The following is a 17,000-nucleotide window of genomic DNA, read 5'->3' as shown; positions in this document are numbered from 1 at the left end:
TCAAGAACGGGACTGTCCGCTGTTGCGTCAGGCACGAATAGCCAAGAGCTGCAGAAAAGCTGCCGTTGGTCGAGATGTGGATACCCAGAAGAGGAAATTCAGGGGGCAACGGCGTTGGAACTTTGGTGGAGGAAACGAGACTGGGAGCGAACTTTCTTTGCTTCTAACAAGTTTACCGGCGCTCAAAGCGTAATCTAAGCGATCCGCGTCCAACGACGGAGAACTGAGCCTGTGTTTCCTTATCCATCGGGTTTGGCAGTTCGAAAACGCACCAGTTTTCGGGCGAGAAAACATAGGGAACATAGAGAATGCGATATCGCCTGCGGCCGGTTCGTGAGGCGGAACTAGCGACGCGAAGTTCGTTGGAGGTCAGTTCGAATTCGCAGCCGTCCTCCAAAGTGGACTTCACCTCAAACATCCAATCAACCGTCGGTGTCTGTACCAGAAAATCGTAGCCGGCTGAGTCATCACCTTCGCCGCCGCCAAAGAACTTCTTTCTATTCTCCGATACCCATGAACTCTCGTCGACGGCGTCGGGAAACCGTCGCTTTAGGTACTGATAGGCCAACCATTCACTGGCGACGCCCATTGCGACCTTCTGCGTCTCTGTCAGTCGGGCGGTGCGCTGCCCCCGTTTGCCTCCCCTGCCGTTGCCGCCATCGGCGTCCGATCTCGACGCCCCATCAAATGGCACCAACCTGGTTCGCTGACGACTCCGCGCGAACCAGCCATCGTCGGATGCCATCGCGGCCTCGGCAATGTTCTGCATGGCTGCGGCAAATGAGGGATCACCTGAATCAAGGTCTTGCCCGGCAAATTGGATGATCCGCTTCCGACGGTCACGCTCTTGTTGCTCTCTAACCTTCCGTTCTTGCTCCTCGCGCACAGCGCTTTCGTCCAGCCCGAGGCTTTCTGGATCAATCCTTGCAGGCATATCATCAGGCCAGATACCGGCGCGCTCGCAGAGAGCTGCGACACGGTCCGAGTTGATCACATCGAAGTCAAGCAGGCCTGCATTCTCGACCAAGCGCACGACCTCCTGTGCCTCTCCTCTTTCCCAGACCTCCGGAAGATCAATATGGTTCTTGCGGCACCACGCCCCTATTACGGGTTTGGCTTCGCCCGCAAAGGCGCGAACCACTTTGCGGTTCTCGCTGATCGTCTTCTCGAAAGGCGGAAGCTCAACTTGCGGCACCATCCCCAACACCTCGGCAAAGGACGTCTCCACATGCTCGACGACCATCTGTCGGTCGAGCGTCTCAAAGTCGACAACCCAAGCTGGGTCAAATTGGATGAATTTGAGTTCGCGTCTTGAAAGGTAAGTCGAAAGGTCTTTACCGAGCCGGTAGTCATCTAGATGCAGCCGCCGTAGTCGGTCCCTTAACGTGGGCGCCATCTCACGCAAAAAAGCTTCGAAGGTGGCTCGCAATTCCACGTCACTTGATAGGGTTTCCTCACCGAGCGACAGGAGCACTCGGTTGAACTGTCCGTAGTTAAGGTCAAGCGCTGCCGCAATTGACCGCCGATCAGGATTATCCTCACATGCCGCGAGCAGGTCGGCGACAGCAGGAGACTCCGCTGAAAGATGCGCCTCCAGCCAAACCCGAAGTTTAAATTCAGCGCCTTGATCCTTGGCGGCATCTGCAAGGTCCCGAGCAAGATCGACATTTTCAAAGTATGCGACGACCGGAATGACCAAGTGAAGTACGTGCGCTAGGTCAGTCCGCATCCCTGCACGCATGTCTTCGATTATTCTAGCATCACATCCAAGCGCAGAAGCGAGTTCGATTTCGGTAGGTCGATCAATAGTGCCATCAGGGTGTCCCGGCGCAAGCCGAAGAAGGGCCAACTCGAGAGATCGAAGTCGAGCGTGGATAAGTTTCGAGAGTTCGGCCGCAAGGCCCTTTGCCAGTCGAGGCCAGTCAATTGTGATACCGTCCGTCAGTATGAGCGTCGGGTTGGCTTCATCGCGATAGGCGTACCACTGCATGTGACTGCCGTTCGCCACTTCCTGGCCAGCCACTGTCAGAGAAATCGATCTGCACCTCCGAACCCTGATCGACCTAATTCGGCTGTCGAGTGTCGTTTGGAGGATACCTCGCTCTAGGTTTTCGCCGATCATTTCGTTGGCAATAACTGCAATTTCAGGAAGCCAATCCAGCCCCATTGACACCAGATACTCGTCGTCGACCGAAGGTACGAAAACCGAGCCGTCCACCAGCAATCGAACTGAGTCACGATCCAGTTTCTCGGCCGAGTATGCCTCAATCTGCCCTAAGCTCTTTTCGATGACCCCGAGGTCCAATTCACCCAGCTCAAGTACTGCAATGCCTGCTGCGGAAAGCGCCCGCGCCTCAAAGCCTTGCGCGTTTTCGACGAGGATCACTTTAGTCTGGGTGCCATCGTCACCTTCGATCCGGATCAAGTTTCCAAAACGATTGACGGCAAGCGGGAGATTGGGTGGCAATTCGGCGTGGCTTTCGGCGACTTCTGCCCAAGCCCGACTATATTGGCGTCGAAACGTTGCGATATCTCCAGACTGAAGTTTCTCGCAGCAGTTTGCCAAGGCAACGAGGCGAAGCGCGGCTGTTTCGTGGCTGGCCCAATCTAGAAGCCCGAGCCCCTCGCCAAATGCAATTTCGGCGACTTCGTCCCGGTCAATGAGAACCCTCGCGTTGTCCGAGAGACGCGGCATGAATGCCGGAACACCCGGTCTCTTTGTTCTCGATGCCCAGCATTGGCTCGGTGATAAGAACATGCGCTCTCCGCGCATCTCTCCCTGCAGCCACTCCTCGGACCGCAAGAAGGCACCTAAAGGCGTGACAATGCGGCGCTCATCCCAATCACGTTCCGATCGACGATAGCGCCCGATCCTAGCAGAAAAGAATTTGCTGCGGTGAAGCGCGATATGGTGGACAAGCAATTCATAGAACGCCTCGCGCAGGTGGTCTGGAAACTCACCGTAATCAATCTGTCCCGGCAGTCGCCAGAAATCTCCCTTAAGCGTATAGTCTTCAGTGTATGGATGATAAAAGGATGTCTGCCGAGCCAGCTTTGTCCACTCTTTCCCAAGCCCTAGGTTGGCATCCCCATTTCGCAAAAGATTGTCCCAATGGTACGCGGGCGACCCTCTTTTCTTAACCCCGGATGCTAATTCTTTCAGACCATCGCTCACGCCCAAGAGATCCAGAAAGGCACCCCATTTTCGGTTGCCTTCTGCAATCGGCAGAACCCACTCTTTTAGTGGTTTGACAAGCTGGTTTCTCGAGCGCCGGCAATCCGGTGAATACTCGGAAGCCTCGCTAAGGAAGGCTTCCAGACGCTTTCCAATTTCAGTCCATGTGCCTGAGAAAACGGCCTCGGTTGCTGGCAGCCACCCCCCGATTGTCGGCACGTGCAAGTTGGCATCTTTGACTGCGGCTTCCGCACTCTTGCCCGCCGCATCCCAAACTCGAAACGCCCAATCGAGAGCGTCCATCCGCCTCTTTTCGCTAGGCGTCTTGCCCACCGCTGTACCCAAACCGGAAAGCGCTTCTAGCGGATCAAACTGCCGGACAAGTCCAGCATCAGACAGAGCATTCAGGGTTTCGTCGGACAGAGGGATCTTCTCGTCGAAAAAGCGGTACCCTCTGGTGAGGGAGGATGGTGGTAGAGGAACATTTCCCTTCTTGCGCTTGCCGATTTCACTTGCGCCGCGAACGTAAAGACCGCGCCGATCGCCCTCCTCATGTCCACCGGCCGAGCGCAGTTTCCCAGCCCGGTCGAGAAGAACCTCGGTACCGTCGAGGCAATCTAAGTTCACACCAGAAGCCTCGCAGAGCGCGACCAGATCCTTGTAGAATTTTGCCCACGTTAGCGGCTTTGCGGACCGTTCGATCAGAGATCTCGCATAGACTTCCGCCCAAACCGGGATCTCATCAGGTGAAGGCAGGCGAGAATACTGCCAGCCATAGCGACCCAAACAGCGTCCGGCCATCTCGCGCAGACGTTCAAGCCGCTGGCTCTCCAGCTCGCTTGAAGTGAGGTGCGCTCCGACATGCTTTACTATTTCGCGCGACTTCAGTAGCGCGAATTTGACCTCGGGCCAGATGGTGACTTCATTGATCGTTGACCAGCTTTCGCCGTCATTGGTCGGAATGATTGGAACAAAGCTAAGGTCTTCTAATTGCAAGTCGGCAACCCGGACGGCGTTATCAAGATTCCTAGCAGCACTTCCGGTCCACGCAATCAGGTCAAAGACACTGCGACCGGGAACATCTATCTGCTCATTTACCACAGCTAGAGCCCCAGAAAGGCAGGTCTCTGCGACAGCCTCCATCAGGATACTGTTGAGCGGAAGATCCAGTTCAATGTTGCGTCGGTCGATGTCTGCAAAAAAGGGAGCGTCTATGTGCCCCAAGAGCGGCGATCCGGCCTCTGCTGCCATTGGCAGAAAGTTGTAGAGTTGTCCGTTCAAAATGGCTGCGGTGGATATCCCTACTGCAACCGAAACAGATGGTTGCCCCTTCCAGTCCAACCAACGTTTCAAAGCGGGGGCTCGGTCGATGCTTTCTCTTACGGCATCAAGAACCCGTTCCTTCTCGACCTCCTGCTGGACCAGGAGGAAGCGACGCCGCTCTCCGACGTCAATTGCAGAGATCCGCGGGTTCCCCGGACGCCCCCCCTCCCGTAAAATTTTCTGGCGTCTGGTCAGGCGACGGCTACCCGTTCTTTTTCCTTCGATTTCAACGTCTATGCGGACCTCCGCGATACGATCGAGAAAAAGGAGAAGGGGGTGTTCCAGGTTTGCGATCTCGTCGACTTGTTTTCCCACCAGAGCCACCGCTGACGTGGATCGCAGAGGAGCAACTACAACCGTCGCATAGCCGGCAGTCGCGAAGCGTTCGACCTCGGGAGGGACTTCAGCTAGCGGTTGCGGCACCAGGTATCGAGGGATTGTCTGCGAGATCTGATCCGCTTCATCTTCCCTAACTTCTTGATCGAGCAGCTCGGAAAGAATGATGTCACGTATCTCACCAGGTTGAGAAAAACGGAAACAGTAACCGTCAAACGAGTTCGACGCTGGGTCCTGCGATCGCGAGTAGATTCGCACATCATCAGTGATCGCCTCAATACTGCGAAAGCCGAGACCCTTGTTGCCGATCCCCTCGCCGATCTCTTTTCCACTGGTCGCCAAGTTCATGATTCCATTCACATCACGCTCTTTGAAACCACGCCCTCGGTTGGCCACAAAAAGGTAACCTTCAGTGTCCGATATTTTGACAAACTTGATCGTGATCGCACCATTCTCACCAATTTCGTGAGCATCGTGCGCATTCTGGATAAGCTCAAAAAGAACTCGGTCACCGTATTCAGTCCCAATGACTTCTCCCAAATTCTTTAGGCTTTCATAGGTCGACAGCTCCTTCCGATGCGCATCGAGTGCGTTCGAAAGAGCATTGCGGGCCTTGGTCTTCAGAGATTCGGAAAGGCTGTGGGACGCTATATCGGTGGACAGGTTCAATTAAATAGCCTCATCTTTCTGAGCGATATATGGAAATATTATTCACGAAAGCTCCTTGAGAGTTTCCCGTCCTTGCTGCGGCGCCAAGTCTGCGGTCCGCTGCAATTACCGTCCTTAACCACGCCGCCAGCCATGCTCGCGCTTGGAAACAGGTGATCTCGTGAAAAACGATACAAGTCAGGATCACTGTCTGGGATGAGGATTCCCTCGCGAACCAGACGGTCACGCTCCTCGCGATCCCGCTTCACGCTAGGGGAGCCATCGCGCATCGCCGTCGAGTCTTTGCGGACAAGGAAGCCGTCACCTTCCGGCCTACCATAAGCTTGAGCCTTCTGCGGACGCATCACAAACCAACCGTTCTCTCTCATGAATTCCGTCTTTCATTCTATTTGATCAATGGCAGAGCACACAGCGTATTCACCAGCTGCATTTGCTCAACAGTATTGCACTTCGCTTCGCGCAATCGGGACGATCCAAAGACCAATGCGAGGCCCTTGGCACGTGAGACCGCGACATTGATGCGGTTCAGCGAAAACAGGAACTCCATCCCGCGCGAAGTTTCTTCGGTGGAGGATGCGGTCATGGAAACCAGGCAGATCGGTGCCTCTTGTCCCTGAAACTTGTCCACGGTTCCGACACGGACACCCGATGGAAGTGCATCCCTGAGAGCGTTTACCTGTGCGTTATACGGGGCGACGACGATGATGTCCGTCTCGCACATTGACCGCGTGCTGCCATCCTTCTCCGTCCAGCTGCTGTCAAGGAGGTCAGTGACGGTTTTGCCAATAGCGGCGACTTCTTCCTGTGCGATCTGTGCATTGCCCTCATGCGGAACCGGCACCCAGAAAGCTCCAGCTTCGGGGAGCGCCGTGCCTGTCACGCACTGGTTAGCCGTATCAGGATGGCTGGTCAGTCGGCCTTCATACACCTGCTCCGAGACAAACCGACAGACCTCCGGGTGCATGCGCCGGGATGTGGGAAGGAAGACGCCCCGCTCGGCTGGAACCGTCGCATGCTCTCCGAGCATCCAATCCAGGCACGACAGGTTCGCAGGCTCGGGATGTGCCCCCTGGATGACCTGCGGCAACTGGCGCGGGTCACCCACAAGGACGATGTTTCGCGCGGCACGACCCATGGCAGCCATGTTTGCCAAGCCAACCTGGCCCGCCTCGTCGACGAACAGCCAATCAAAAGCCTGCACATTCTCGCCGCGGGAAAAAAACCACGCCGTGCCGCCCACGACATTGGCGTCTGACAGCGCAGGGTCGTCGTTCGACTGGGCGCGGGTAATCCCGGAAAAACCGTCGGGATACCCATCCTCACCGCCGCCAACCTTGTGCGCCAGTTCGGCGTTTTCCAACGTGATGTCGGGATCGTCATCCTCGAGGGCGAGAAGACAGCCCATCAGAACATTGCGGATCGCCTCGTGACTGTTCGAAGCGACTCCAACGCGGAACCCTTGGCGGACAAGTGACAGGATCGCGCGCGCGCTCACATAGGTCTTACCGGTCCCGGGCGGTCCCTGGATCGGCAGGACCGTTCCATCCATGTCATTCACCACGGCAATGGTGCCTGCAACAGGATCTTCTTCGCCCAAAAGATCACCTCTTGGCCCGGAGCGGAGGCGCGGCGCTGTGCGCGACAGCAGGTCATCCACGGCCGTGTACCGGCGCGCGCCGCACTGATCGGCGATCACATCACGCAAAGCACCGGCAATGACGCCTGTCTGTATTGGCCAGTCCGGATGCAACGTCAGTTGATCCGCCAGAAGATCGGCCTTGCCCGGACCTGCCTTGACGGTGATATGACGGGCGCGGCGATCCATGGACTCGATCCCGACCGTCGTAGGTGGGCTGTCGAACACCGGAACCGTCGCCTTTTTACCGCTTCGAAGCTTCGTTTCCTGTTCAGGATAGGTGTAGCTGCGCGCGAAGGATCGCTTGACAGGCTCCACTGGACCCGCTGCCTTGAGCCCCGCAAGCGCATCGAGATCGTCGATCAGATCATCTTCGTCCTTCGCAGCACTATCGAACACGGCCCATTGCGCAGGCTTCACCTCACGGCTGTGGAAGACGCCGAGGTTGAACAACAAATCCTGCCGCGCCTCGGGCAAGCCGGACTCTGTGAGCATGTTCCGCAATGCTTGCGTATCGGCATCCTCTTCGACCTCTTTATCGCCTGCATCCGGGGCAAGAGTCGGCCAAGGGCCGACAGGCCGGATGCCAACCAGCCAATCGCGCAATTCCTCGGTCGAGATACAGTCGACGCGGTTGTAATCCTCGATCTCGTCCAGAATCTGCTGGTCCTGCGTTTCGCGCCAGCGCTCATAGGCAACGACCGAGCCACCCGCCGTCTTGACCTCGCCGTCGCGCTTTCGGTCGTAGAAAGCCTCCATCGACTTAATGGAATAGTTCAGCTCCGATCCGATCAGCCCGCCGCGTACCACGGCGAACAGATCCACGAAGCGGCGTTCCCTTAGCAGCCGGTCGAGGAAAGCCTCACCGATCCCATATTTCGTGGTCAGGCGTTTGAGCGCTGTGATCTCGTATGGCGCGTAGTGATAGATGCGCGCAGTGGGGTATTGCGAAATCCGCGCGCGAAAGAACGCCAGCAAGTCGGACAATGCCCGCGCCTCGGCATCCTGGTCATGGGCCCAGAACGCCTCGAATTGCCCGTCGAACCAGATCCCGTGCAGATATTCGAGGCCGCCCTCGTAGTGAGGATCGCCTTCAATGTCGTAGAACAGGTCGCCCATCTGGGGTTCAGGCAGGAGATCGAAGCCTTTGCCAGGCTCGGGTGCCCGCAGTTCGAAATCTGGCTCCCCAGTTTTGCGGGCCTGTTGCAGGCGGGCCTGAGTGATCAGACGGGCCAGCGTGTTTTCAGCCATACCGCGGATTGGGTGATCCAGCGTTGAGAGAGCCTCCAAGGTGTGAACGCCAGCGGCTTCAAGTTTCTTTACCTGACCACGACTGATGTTGGCGACATTGAACAAACTGTCTTCTTCTTGCCAGACGCTGTTGCAATGTTCGGCCCAACGGCACAGACCGCAATCAGCACATGGCACCGGGCGTGTCGGCTGCGGATCGGCAACGAAAGCTTCCAGCCGTGTGCGGGCCATGCGTGCATAGGCAGAGTAGTCCGCCAGGCGCAGTGTCGCGCGGGTACCGTCGCCCAATTCGACATGCGCGAACGTAGGTACCACACCCTGAATTTCCGCCAACAGGTCGGAATACAGAACCAGCTGAAGCACATGTTTGGGATCGGCCCGCCGTTTCAGCTTAGTGTCGGCCACCTCATAGCTGAACGGTCCGAGCGCCGAAGGTGTCTCGACACGCTCCAGGAAATCAGACCAGCCGCCCCAGTTCCCCGACAGAAACGCGCCCTGAAACACGACATCCGGACCTGCGGCAAGCGCTGCGCGCGTGGCCTCGGCGTTATCACCAAGTTTGCCACGCTCGATTTCCTTGACCTTGCGTCCGGCCTCCTTGAGGCGCGCTAGATGCGCCGCCTCGTGCGCATCGCCCTGCTTTTGCAACAGTGCTGCGTCCTCGGTGTCTTCTCCCGGCTCTGGACCCGTTCCGCGCATATGTGCCAGATCAAGGGTGGTCGCATGTGCGCAGCCCATGAAGCGCATGAGATCCGTGGCGGACAGAAAGATGCGGCCGTCGAGATCCCTCATGACTACTCCATTACAAATGCAAATCAATCTCCAAGGGAATCACCTCGACAGATTGTAAGTTCATCAATACCTTACGAGGGTGTCAATTTCTGGCATGGAGGTCAAATGTCTTTCGCCAAAGCGCAGGATCTGCTTCGCCTCGCTCAAATGGCTGCATCCCGCCGGGGCGGTGTCAGTCTCGAGGACATTTGCGCTGAATTTGATGTTTCGCATCGCACCGCTCAACGGATGACTGAGGCTCTCGAAGCAACTTTCGTGAACGTTTCGACCGCAGACGACGCAGAAAGACGGCGATACTGGCGGATGGACACACCCTTGCCAGACCGACTGCAGCCCCGGCAGGAAACGGCGATCGAGGCGCTGGAAATTGCGGCACGTACTGCGCGCGCTGAAGGGCGAATACGGCATTCACGTGCTCTGGAGGATCTTCGCGACGGGCTGCTGGCGCGTTTGAAACCAAGGGACGCGCTTCGGTCGGAAGCCGATGCAGAGGCAGTGCTGGCTGGATTGGGCCAGGTCACGCGCCCCGGCCCGACCGTCACACTGAAGCCTGCCGTGACAGATGCTGTCATCGAAGCGCTGCGCGGTCCGTTCCGGCTGCGCGTCTGCTATGGGACTCAGGGTGCTACGCAGCGTGTGATTGAGCCACACGGTATACTGCTGGGGCACCGCAGCTATCTCGTCGCACGTCAACCCTCGCGTGGAGAAGACATTCTGAATTTCCGCATGGATCGGATTCATGAGGCGGAGGCTCTGAACGAAAGCTTTCAGCTGGCCCCGGGTTTCTCTCTAGAATCCTATGCCGCTCAGGCGTTTGGTGTCTATCAAGACCCCGAACAATACGGCGAAGTCGTGTGGCGCTTCACACCTGAAGCCGCTGAGCGCGCCGCCGAATTCCGTTTCCACCCAACCCAAGTTGTCGAGCCTCAGGACGATGGCAGCCTGATCGTCAGGTTCAAAGCAGCGGGTTGGCTGGAAATGGCATGGCATCTTTATCAATGGGGCGACAAGGTGGACGTGTTGGCGCCCGCAGGGTTGCGCGAATTGATTGCGGGCCACCAGAGGTCGGATTTCGACGCCCTGCCATGACGATATCGAACAGGAAATTACTATGACAAACGGTTTTGACCATGCAGCCCTGAAAGCAAAACAACGCGCCATTCGCGAAAGCTTCCCCGAAACCATGGGACTGCGCGCCCATCGCGCCATCAGTTGGGTCGGTCGAGCCGAAGCCTGCGGCGAGGATGATGATGCGCGTTTCATTTTCCTTTGGATCGCATTCAACGCTGCCTACGCCGACGAGCAGGAGTTTCAGGCGGTCGCCCCAGGAGAGCGCGCTGCTTTCGTGGAATACTTCGGTCGGCTGGTCGCCTTTGATCGAGACCAACGCATCTACAAGGCGCTGTGGCAGCGGTTTTCAGGCCCGGTTCGAATGCTCATGGAAAACCGGTATGTCTTCAATCCCTTCTGGCAATACCACAATGGGATTGATGGGTTAGAGGATTGGGAGGATCGCTTTGCCGCCTCCGCCCGCTCCTTTGCATCGTCGTTCCAAGCGGGCGACAGCACACGCGTCCTGAGCTTCGTCTTCGACCGGTTGTACGTCCTGCGCAATCAGCTCGTTCACGGAGGGTCGACCTGGAACAGCGGTGTGAACCGGGCGCAGGTTCGGGACGGGGCTGAAATCCTTGGGTTTCTTATGCCTGTGTTCATCGACATCATGATGGACAATCCAAATGAAAACTGGGGTAAACCATTTTATCCGGTGGTAGCCTAGTCGCCCTCGCGCATGTACTTTGACGCGAGCGTTTAGAGGGCGTTTCGTCGCCAGTACTCCCTCGGCCAATTGCTCGACGGTCTAATTCGAGTTCAATGTTGAATGACTTTGTGGATGCGCACTGTTGCGCCGGAATTTGCGTTGTAGAACAGCGTTAAGCCGATGAAGCAAGTGCCGTCGACTTAACTGACGCCAGTGACTTAACGAAGATTTGTAAGTCTTACGCTAGACAAGTTCAGGCAGCTTCCGCAGAGAAAATAGGGTCATCAGAATTGTTAAATGCCATTTTCACGGTGGCGCGGTTGACCATCGTTATCGCTCAATGCTGTTGATCTCCAAAACGCGAGAATAGTCATTGGAGAACTCGCGCGCCTCCTCGAAGGCCTCGGTCATCAAAGGCGTCTCCAGCAATGCGCGTCGCTGGGCGAGTTTTGTGCGAGCTCTAAGTGAGTCCACCCTTGGAACGCCATCAGAATGATCTGGTGTTCCGACCAACGCTACATAAACCGCCCAGCACACACGCGACCTTTGACACGTTATTTTTCTTGAAAGAACGCGGATCGCCGACCCTGCTTCTCAAAATACTTCAGCTTAAAAATGGACGCTTCATGTACAACCTGGCGCCAACTTTTGCAGCCGTACTTCGATGGAGTTTGTTCGGGATTCCGTGCAGCTATCCATCTACCAGCCTCGTCGACACATGCCCACCCGTCGACCGACAGAACCGAAAATGCCTCCCTGAGTGCTATGACAACGCCACTATGTTCCCATTCCAGCGCCTGGTCTTCGGAAACACCGTTGAATACCTTATCTCTAAATGCGTCAGATTGGATCACGCCAGACAACGCCCTGCGCATTCGAATCATATCCTTCGCCCACTCCGACAGCTGCTGGAAATGATCTTCGATACGGTTGAGCGACACGCTCAAGGACTCTTTAGCCACAACGCAACCATCCACACTTTGCATGTCAAAGCGGTCGAAAAAGTGATGAACCAAATCGTTGCGCAAGGTTACAAGCTCTTTGAGTTCCTGATCTATTCGCGCAAATTCCGAAACTGGAAGGCTCAATTGCGTCCCTAGGGCAATCCAAGCGCCATCTTCAGGCAAGCTTGAGGATGTATCTTGGGGTGCACTTTCGTCAATGGGAACGACATAAGAACCGAGGAGTTCACCAACTAGCGAGCCAAGTGTCTTGCGAGCGGTTTCCTCCGCTCGCGCCGCTCGAACTTGCTCTATGCTGTGGGCACGCCCTGATACTTTGTGATCAGCCACGATAGCTTTAATGAGCCGCTCGTATTGTTGAAGCCGCAGTAAGCATTTTCCCAGAAAAAGCTGGACCTCTTTCTGGTGCGCGTCCAGCTCGTTCTCAAGCGATACATCCATTTAAAGTACCTAGTCAAAATAACCTGCCCAGCCAACATAACACCGGCATCACTTATGATCCCACTATTTTGTTTTCGACCAGATGGTTGTCGCTAGACATTTGCATACCCCACCCGGACAAGTCTGAGAGATTTGATAGTGATACCTACTCAGCTTCCAATTCTAGCAATCGCGCATATGCTTCGCTAAATTCTCGCGCCTGCACAAACACCTCCCGTCGCTCCTGATCCTGACAACGGAAATATTTCTCGACATCGGCAAAGTACGTCTCCGCTTCACGCCTCAATAGGTCAGCATATGACCTGACATCATCGGGATCAGTGGGTATCCAGGGCGGCGCTGGCGGCAGGCAGCTGCCTGCGATAGCGGCAGAATCCCAGCTCAGAACGACCATCACCGCCCATGTTTGTTTCAAAAGCACCATATTATCTTGGCTCAGCCACTCCGTTGCAGTAAATTTGTTTCAACGCATGAGGGGTGCAATAACGCAAATTGCACCTATTGATTGCAAGATTATAATATTGTATCAGTTCGGGAGTCCATGAGGGACTGCCGGGCTAATGCACAATTCTGCAAGGCTCGATCCTATGAATTTGATGCAAGACGCCCCAAATGTTGTCAGTGAAGACGGGCTGCGCACGCTGCTTGCCGAGGGTCATTCGGCAGACGTTGTGTGCCGGGTTACGCCCAAACGTACAGGTGCTCAGTGGTCCGGAGTTTGGACCGTGCATTGCGTCTCGCCTGATGGCGAGACGCGTCGCCTGCTCGTTACAGCGCGCAACAACATGGCTGCCCGAGAGTTCAAGACAATCAACGGCTTATCCAGCTTCCTTGCTGGACTTGGTGTCTCGATCGTCTCGATCCCGATGCTCGAAGGCAAGATCGCTTCTCACAAGTTGGACGACGCGGGCTAAGCCACTTTCCGTCCTCGCAGCATTCCTTGCCGCTCCTGCCTATTCTGAAGGCTTCGTGCTTTCCATGCGGGCCGATGGCCAGCTAGAGACCAAAGCTCCCCAAACAGGTTTTGCTCAAAGCTATGTCGACGGGATTGGCGCAAACCCACCAGAACTGATCGTCTTCAATGCACATGAGCCCGTGCCGTCTCCGCAACGCGCCCGTGCAGTTCCCCGCCCCGAAATCCTCGCAGCCCTCGAAAGCACCGCTCACCGTTATGGTGGGCATCCGGCGTTGCGTCGCGCGGGTCTGTCGGTGACGGAATGGCGGGCCCTCTTCCAAGCCAATATCGAGATCGAAAGCGCCTATCGCCCAAATGCGCGCAGCTCCGCTGGCGCGATTGGCCTCGGTCAGTTGATGCCCGCGACGGCCGCACAGCTCGGCGTTGATCCGCATGATTGGCAGGCGAACCTGGACGGGTCTGCCCGTTACCTTCTGATGATGCTGGCGCAGTTTGGCACGGCTGAACTTGCGCTTGCCGCCTATAACGCGGGACCTGACGCGGTCGCACGCTATGGCGGCATCCCTCCCTACCAAGAAACCCAAAATCACGTGCGCCGCGTCATAGCTGTGCGTGACCGACTGACTGGAGCCTCCTGATGCACATTCAATTCCGCACGATCCTATCGCTGGCTCTGGCCAGTTTGATGATTGCCAACCCGGCCTTTGCCCAGAGCATCGACCTCTCCCCGGTGCAGAACCTTTTGCAGGGCATCGTCGACACGATCACCGGCCCCTTGGGCATTGTCATCGGCACCTTGGCCTTGATCGGCGTGTTCCTCTCCTGGCTCTTTGGCATTCTCGATTTCCGTCAAGCCCTCTGGGTGCTGGTGGCCATTGCAGGCATCGCGGCCGCGCCGACCATCGTGACCGCCATCTGGGGCGCGTAAATCCGGCATGGCAACGCAGACCCGCCTCTTCCTGGGCCTGATCCGGCCGCCAAAGCTCATCGGCTTGCCGATCATGTATGCAATGGTTTGGCTCTTCGGGTTTGTATTGTTGTTTTTGTGGGTCCAGAGCTGGCCGGTGATCATCATCGCCGCACTGGCCTATCCCGCATTGTGGAAAGCAGCAGACTGGGATCCGGCCTTTCTTGAGGTGATGGTCACTGCCCTGCAGGAAACGCCGCGCACCCCGAACCGCAAGATCCATTCGGGGGACAGCTATGCTCCGTGACCCCTCGGATGATCTTGCAACACTGCCGGACTGGGCGCGCAAAGAGCGGCCGATGGCCAGCATGCTGCCCTATGTCAGCCTGGTGAATGACGTGACGATCCGCACGCGCGGCAATGCTTTGTTCCAGTGCATCCGCCTTGATGGCGTCAACAGCATGACAAGCGATGACGCGCATTTGGAGAAGGTCCGCGCGCTCTTCGCGGCGATCATCGCGCAGATAGGGCCGGAGTACAGTTTCTACGTCCACAAGGTTTCAAAAGCGATCGAAACCGGCTTGCCACCAGTGCCCAATGAGGGGTTTGCCCAAGCCCTGGACAGCCGTTGGCAATCGGCCATGGCGCGGGCGGGTCTGCGGGACAAGACACTCACGCTGACAGTTCTGAAACTTCCTCCCCTCGGTGCGCGGCTGCGTCTGAAACGTGCAGACTCAATCTCACAGCTGAAAGACCAGACGGCCAAGCAGCTGCGCAAGCTCGAGGAGGTCGTTGGGTTTCTGCTGTCGTCTTTTGCGGAAATGAACCCACATCTGCTTGGGGCCGAAAGCGGCGAGCTACTCGGGTTCCTCGGGGCGCTCAACATCGGCCAAGAGCGACCGCTCTTCGCAAAATCGCGCTTTGGCGTCATTGCCGAAGATGTAGCCAACACGCGCGTCACTTTTCAGGGGCGCGACTTTTCCCTCGACGATGGGACGGCAGGTAAGCGGCTTGGCACCAGCTTTGCGATCAAGACCTACCCGGCCAAAACCAGCTGCACGATGTTCGATGAGCTGAACCTGCCTGTCGACATGGTGGTTTCGCATTCTTTCACACCTATCAACAGCAACATCATGGCCAGCCGGATCAAGCGCCAACAGCGCCTAATGAAGGCCAGCGATGACGGCGCGATTTCCCTCGCCGAAGAACTGGTCGACGCTCTGGACGATCTGGAATCCAAACGGCTGAGCTTTGGCGATCATCACATGACGGTGACGGTCTTCGCCGAGACCGAAGAAAAGCTGGAAGCCATCGCCGCCGAAGTGCGCAACATCGCGGCCAGCGAAGGTGTTAATCTGGTGAACGAGAGCTTTGCGGCGCGCACCCATTATTTCGCGCAGCATCCGGGCAATGGGCAGATGCGCAGCCGCAAGGCCGCCATCACCAACACCAACTTTGCCGACCTCGCAGCGCTTCATCGCGGTCAACTGGGCAAACCTGGCCACCAAGTGCCTTGGGGCAAGCCAATCACACTGTTTCCAACGCCTGAACGCTCGGGCTTCTTGTTCAATTACCATGAAACGGGTCAGCCAAACAAAGAGCCGACGGGCGGCCACACTTTGATCCTTGGCCGTCCTGGGTCCGGCAAGTCGGTGTTATCAGCCTTCCTCATGACCCAAGCCCGTCGCTGCGACGCGCGCGTATTCGTGTTCGACTATCGCGCGGGCATGGAAATGGCGGTGCGCGCCAATGGCGGGCGCTACAGCGCCATCAAGGCGGGTGAAGCCACAGGTCTGAACCCGCTCCGCACGGAAATCGACGGGCGCGGGCAAGCCTGGCTTTCTGATTGGCTGGCCACGCTGCTGCATCGCGCCGACAAACCCCTGAGCCCTGTTCAGATCAACCGCATTCAGGAAGTGGTACGCCAGAACGCCGGGGCGAGCGATGCCGCCCTACGCAACTGGCAGGATTTGGCCTCCCTCTTTGTGGCGGGGGCAGATGAAGGGGATCTGTTCGAACGGATTCAGGAATGGACTGCTGATGGCCGCTACGGTTGGATTTTCGGGCAAAGCTCTGAGGATACCTTTTCGCTCAATGGTGATGTGGTCGGGTTCGACCTGACCGGCATTCTCGACAGCGAAAGCGAGAAGGAACGCATGGCGGTCCTGTCCTACCTGTTTCGACGGGTGGAGCGGGTGATCGAGGACCGCAAGCCGACGCTGATCATTATCGATGAAGCCTGGAAGGCGCTCGACAACCCGTATTTTGCCGACCGGCTCAGCAACTGGCTGGTCACGGCGCGGAAACAGAATGCCGTCGTTGTGATGATGACCCAATACGCAAGCCAGCTTGAGAAAACCCGCACCGGCAAAACAATCGTCGAGGCCGTTCCGACGCAGCTACTGCTACCCAACATTCGCGCCTCGGCCAGCGATTACACTATGCTGGGCCTCACTGAAAAAGAGCTCAGCGTTCTGCTCAGCACAGGCAGCAATTCCCGTCTGGCGCTGGTGCGTGATGATCAAGGCTCGGTGGTGATCGACGCAGATCTCAGCGCGCTCGGCCCCTACCTCACGATCCTTGGCGGCATGGAAAAAGGCGAAGCGCTGGTGGGCGCGGATTACCGCAAGAACCTCGATTTTTGGAGACAGATTGATGCGTAGACTTTGCGTGCTGACCCTCACCCTTTTGGCCCTGACAGCCTGCGCGGAATATCGGCCGTCTGAAGCCGAATGCTTCAACTCCTTTGCCGAGGTCAGCCGCAGCAATTGTAATTTCGAGTTGCTTGGCCCGATTGGTGGTCTCGGTGAGTAAGCACCGCCTGCATATCCTT

At 56.9% G+C, this 17,000-nt stretch carries 12 protein-coding genes; 8 read left to right on the top strand and 4 right to left on the bottom strand.

The window, feature by feature from the left end; genetic code table 11:
* Positions 1-172: 172 nt before the first annotated feature.
* The 3 genes from Q0864_RS01605 to Q0864_RS01595 are packed head-to-tail and all read right to left on the bottom strand — an operon-like array spanning position 173 to position 9,182.
* Positions 173-5,503 carry a DUF3883 domain-containing protein gene (locus Q0864_RS01605; RefSeq protein WP_298565515.1) on the bottom strand — a complete coding sequence of 1,777 codons (5,331 nt, stop codon included), beginning with the start codon at positions 5,501-5,503 and terminating at the stop codon, positions 173-175.
* A gap of 38 nt (positions 5,504-5,541) precedes the next feature.
* On the bottom strand, positions 5,542-5,871 hold the full coding sequence (locus Q0864_RS01600) for a DUF4357 domain-containing protein (protein WP_298565514.1): 330 nt from the start codon (positions 5,869-5,871) through the stop codon (positions 5,542-5,544).
* A gap of 17 nt (positions 5,872-5,888) precedes the next feature.
* Entirely contained in the window at positions 5,889-9,182 is a 3,294-nt protein-coding gene (locus Q0864_RS01595) for a TM0106 family RecB-like putative nuclease (RefSeq protein WP_298565512.1), read from the bottom strand.
* A 105-nt stretch (positions 9,183-9,287) separates the two neighbouring features.
* Here Q0864_RS01595 and Q0864_RS01590 point away from each other — a divergent pair, with 105 nt between their 5' ends.
* Positions 9,288-10,271 carry a WYL domain-containing protein gene (locus tag Q0864_RS01590; protein WP_298565510.1) on the top strand — a complete coding sequence of 328 codons (984 nt, stop codon included), beginning with the start codon at positions 9,288-9,290 and terminating at the stop codon, positions 10,269-10,271.
* A 22-nt stretch (positions 10,272-10,293) separates the two neighbouring features.
* A complete protein-coding gene (locus Q0864_RS01585; RefSeq protein ID WP_298565508.1) occupies positions 10,294-10,959 on the top strand; it encodes a HEPN domain-containing protein in 666 nt (221 codons plus the stop codon).
* Positions 10,960-11,495: 536 nt separating this feature from the next.
* Here Q0864_RS01585 and Q0864_RS01580 read toward each other — a convergent pair.
* Positions 11,496-12,344, bottom strand: coding sequence for an OST-HTH/LOTUS domain-containing protein (locus Q0864_RS01580; protein WP_298565506.1), 849 nt, complete (start codon positions 12,342-12,344; stop codon positions 11,496-11,498).
* A gap of 587 nt (positions 12,345-12,931) precedes the next feature.
* On the opposite strand from Q0864_RS01580, the gene Q0864_RS01575 reads away from it, so the two are divergent.
* The 6 genes from Q0864_RS01575 (at position 12,932) to Q0864_RS01550 (ending at position 16,981) form a co-directional block, all read left to right on the top strand.
* Positions 12,932-13,258, top strand: a complete 327-nt coding sequence (locus tag Q0864_RS01575) for a hypothetical protein (RefSeq protein ID WP_050673810.1) — start codon at positions 12,932-12,934, stop codon at positions 13,256-13,258.
* A gap of 64 nt (positions 13,259-13,322) precedes the next feature.
* Entirely contained in the window at positions 13,323-13,898 is a 576-nt protein-coding gene (locus Q0864_RS01570; protein WP_298565502.1) for a lytic transglycosylase domain-containing protein, read from the top strand.
* Positions 13,898-14,188 carry a TrbC/VirB2 family protein gene (locus Q0864_RS01565; RefSeq protein WP_025060020.1) on the top strand — a complete coding sequence of 97 codons (291 nt, stop codon included), beginning with the start codon at positions 13,898-13,900 and terminating at the stop codon, positions 14,186-14,188. Before Q0864_RS01570 ends, Q0864_RS01565 begins: the two co-directional genes overlap by 1 nt.
* Positions 14,189-14,195: 7 nt before the next feature.
* Positions 14,196-14,474: a VirB3 family type IV secretion system protein gene (locus tag Q0864_RS01560; protein ID WP_298565497.1), complete on the top strand. Its 279-nt coding sequence runs from the start codon at positions 14,196-14,198 to the stop codon at positions 14,472-14,474.
* The gene (locus Q0864_RS01555) at positions 14,464-16,830 is read left to right on the top strand and encodes a type IV secretion system protein B4 (protein WP_298565495.1); all 2,367 of its coding nucleotides are present in this window, start codon (positions 14,464-14,466) and stop codon (positions 16,828-16,830) included. Before Q0864_RS01560 ends, Q0864_RS01555 begins: the two co-directional genes overlap by 11 nt.
* On the top strand, positions 16,823-16,981 hold the full coding sequence (locus Q0864_RS01550) for a hypothetical protein (RefSeq protein ID WP_298565493.1): 159 nt from the start codon (positions 16,823-16,825) through the stop codon (positions 16,979-16,981). Before Q0864_RS01555 ends, Q0864_RS01550 begins: the two co-directional genes overlap by 8 nt.
* Positions 16,982-17,000 lie beyond the last annotated feature (19 nt).

Origin of the sequence: uncultured Aliiroseovarius sp., assembly GCF_947497285.1 — a bacterium.
Lineage (GTDB): Bacteria > Pseudomonadota > Alphaproteobacteria > Rhodobacterales > Rhodobacteraceae > Aliiroseovarius.
This window is presented reverse-complemented; position numbering and strand designations above follow the sequence as displayed.

Bases quoted from the DNA above. Each gene is read 5' to 3' on its own strand.
- Q0864_RS01600 (WP_298565514.1), bottom strand. From the start codon at position 5,871: ATGAGAGAGAACGGTTGGTTTGTGATGCGTCCGCAGAAGGCTCAAGCT.
- Q0864_RS01595 (WP_298565512.1), bottom strand. From the start codon at position 9,182: ATGAGGGATCTCGACGGCCGCATCTTTCTGTCCGCCACGGATCTCATG.
- Q0864_RS01590 (WP_298565510.1), top strand. From the start codon at position 9,288: ATGTCTTTCGCCAAAGCGCAGGATCTGCTTCGCCTCGCTCAAATGGCT.
- Q0864_RS01585 (WP_298565508.1), top strand. From the start codon at position 10,294: ATGACAAACGGTTTTGACCATGCAGCCCTGAAAGCAAAACAACGCGCC.
- Q0864_RS01580 (WP_298565506.1), bottom strand. From the start codon at position 12,344: ATGGATGTATCGCTTGAGAACGAGCTGGACGCGCACCAGAAAGAGGTC.
- Q0864_RS01575 (WP_050673810.1), top strand. From the start codon at position 12,932: ATGAATTTGATGCAAGACGCCCCAAATGTTGTCAGTGAAGACGGGCTG.
- Q0864_RS01570 (WP_298565502.1), top strand. From the start codon at position 13,323: ATGCGGGCCGATGGCCAGCTAGAGACCAAAGCTCCCCAAACAGGTTTT.
- Q0864_RS01565 (WP_025060020.1), top strand. From the start codon at position 13,898: ATGCACATTCAATTCCGCACGATCCTATCGCTGGCTCTGGCCAGTTTG.
- Q0864_RS01560 (WP_298565497.1), top strand. From the start codon at position 14,196: ATGGCAACGCAGACCCGCCTCTTCCTGGGCCTGATCCGGCCGCCAAAG.
- Q0864_RS01555 (WP_298565495.1), top strand. From the start codon at position 14,464: ATGCTCCGTGACCCCTCGGATGATCTTGCAACACTGCCGGACTGGGCG.
- Q0864_RS01550 (WP_298565493.1), top strand. From the start codon at position 16,823: ATGCGTAGACTTTGCGTGCTGACCCTCACCCTTTTGGCCCTGACAGCC.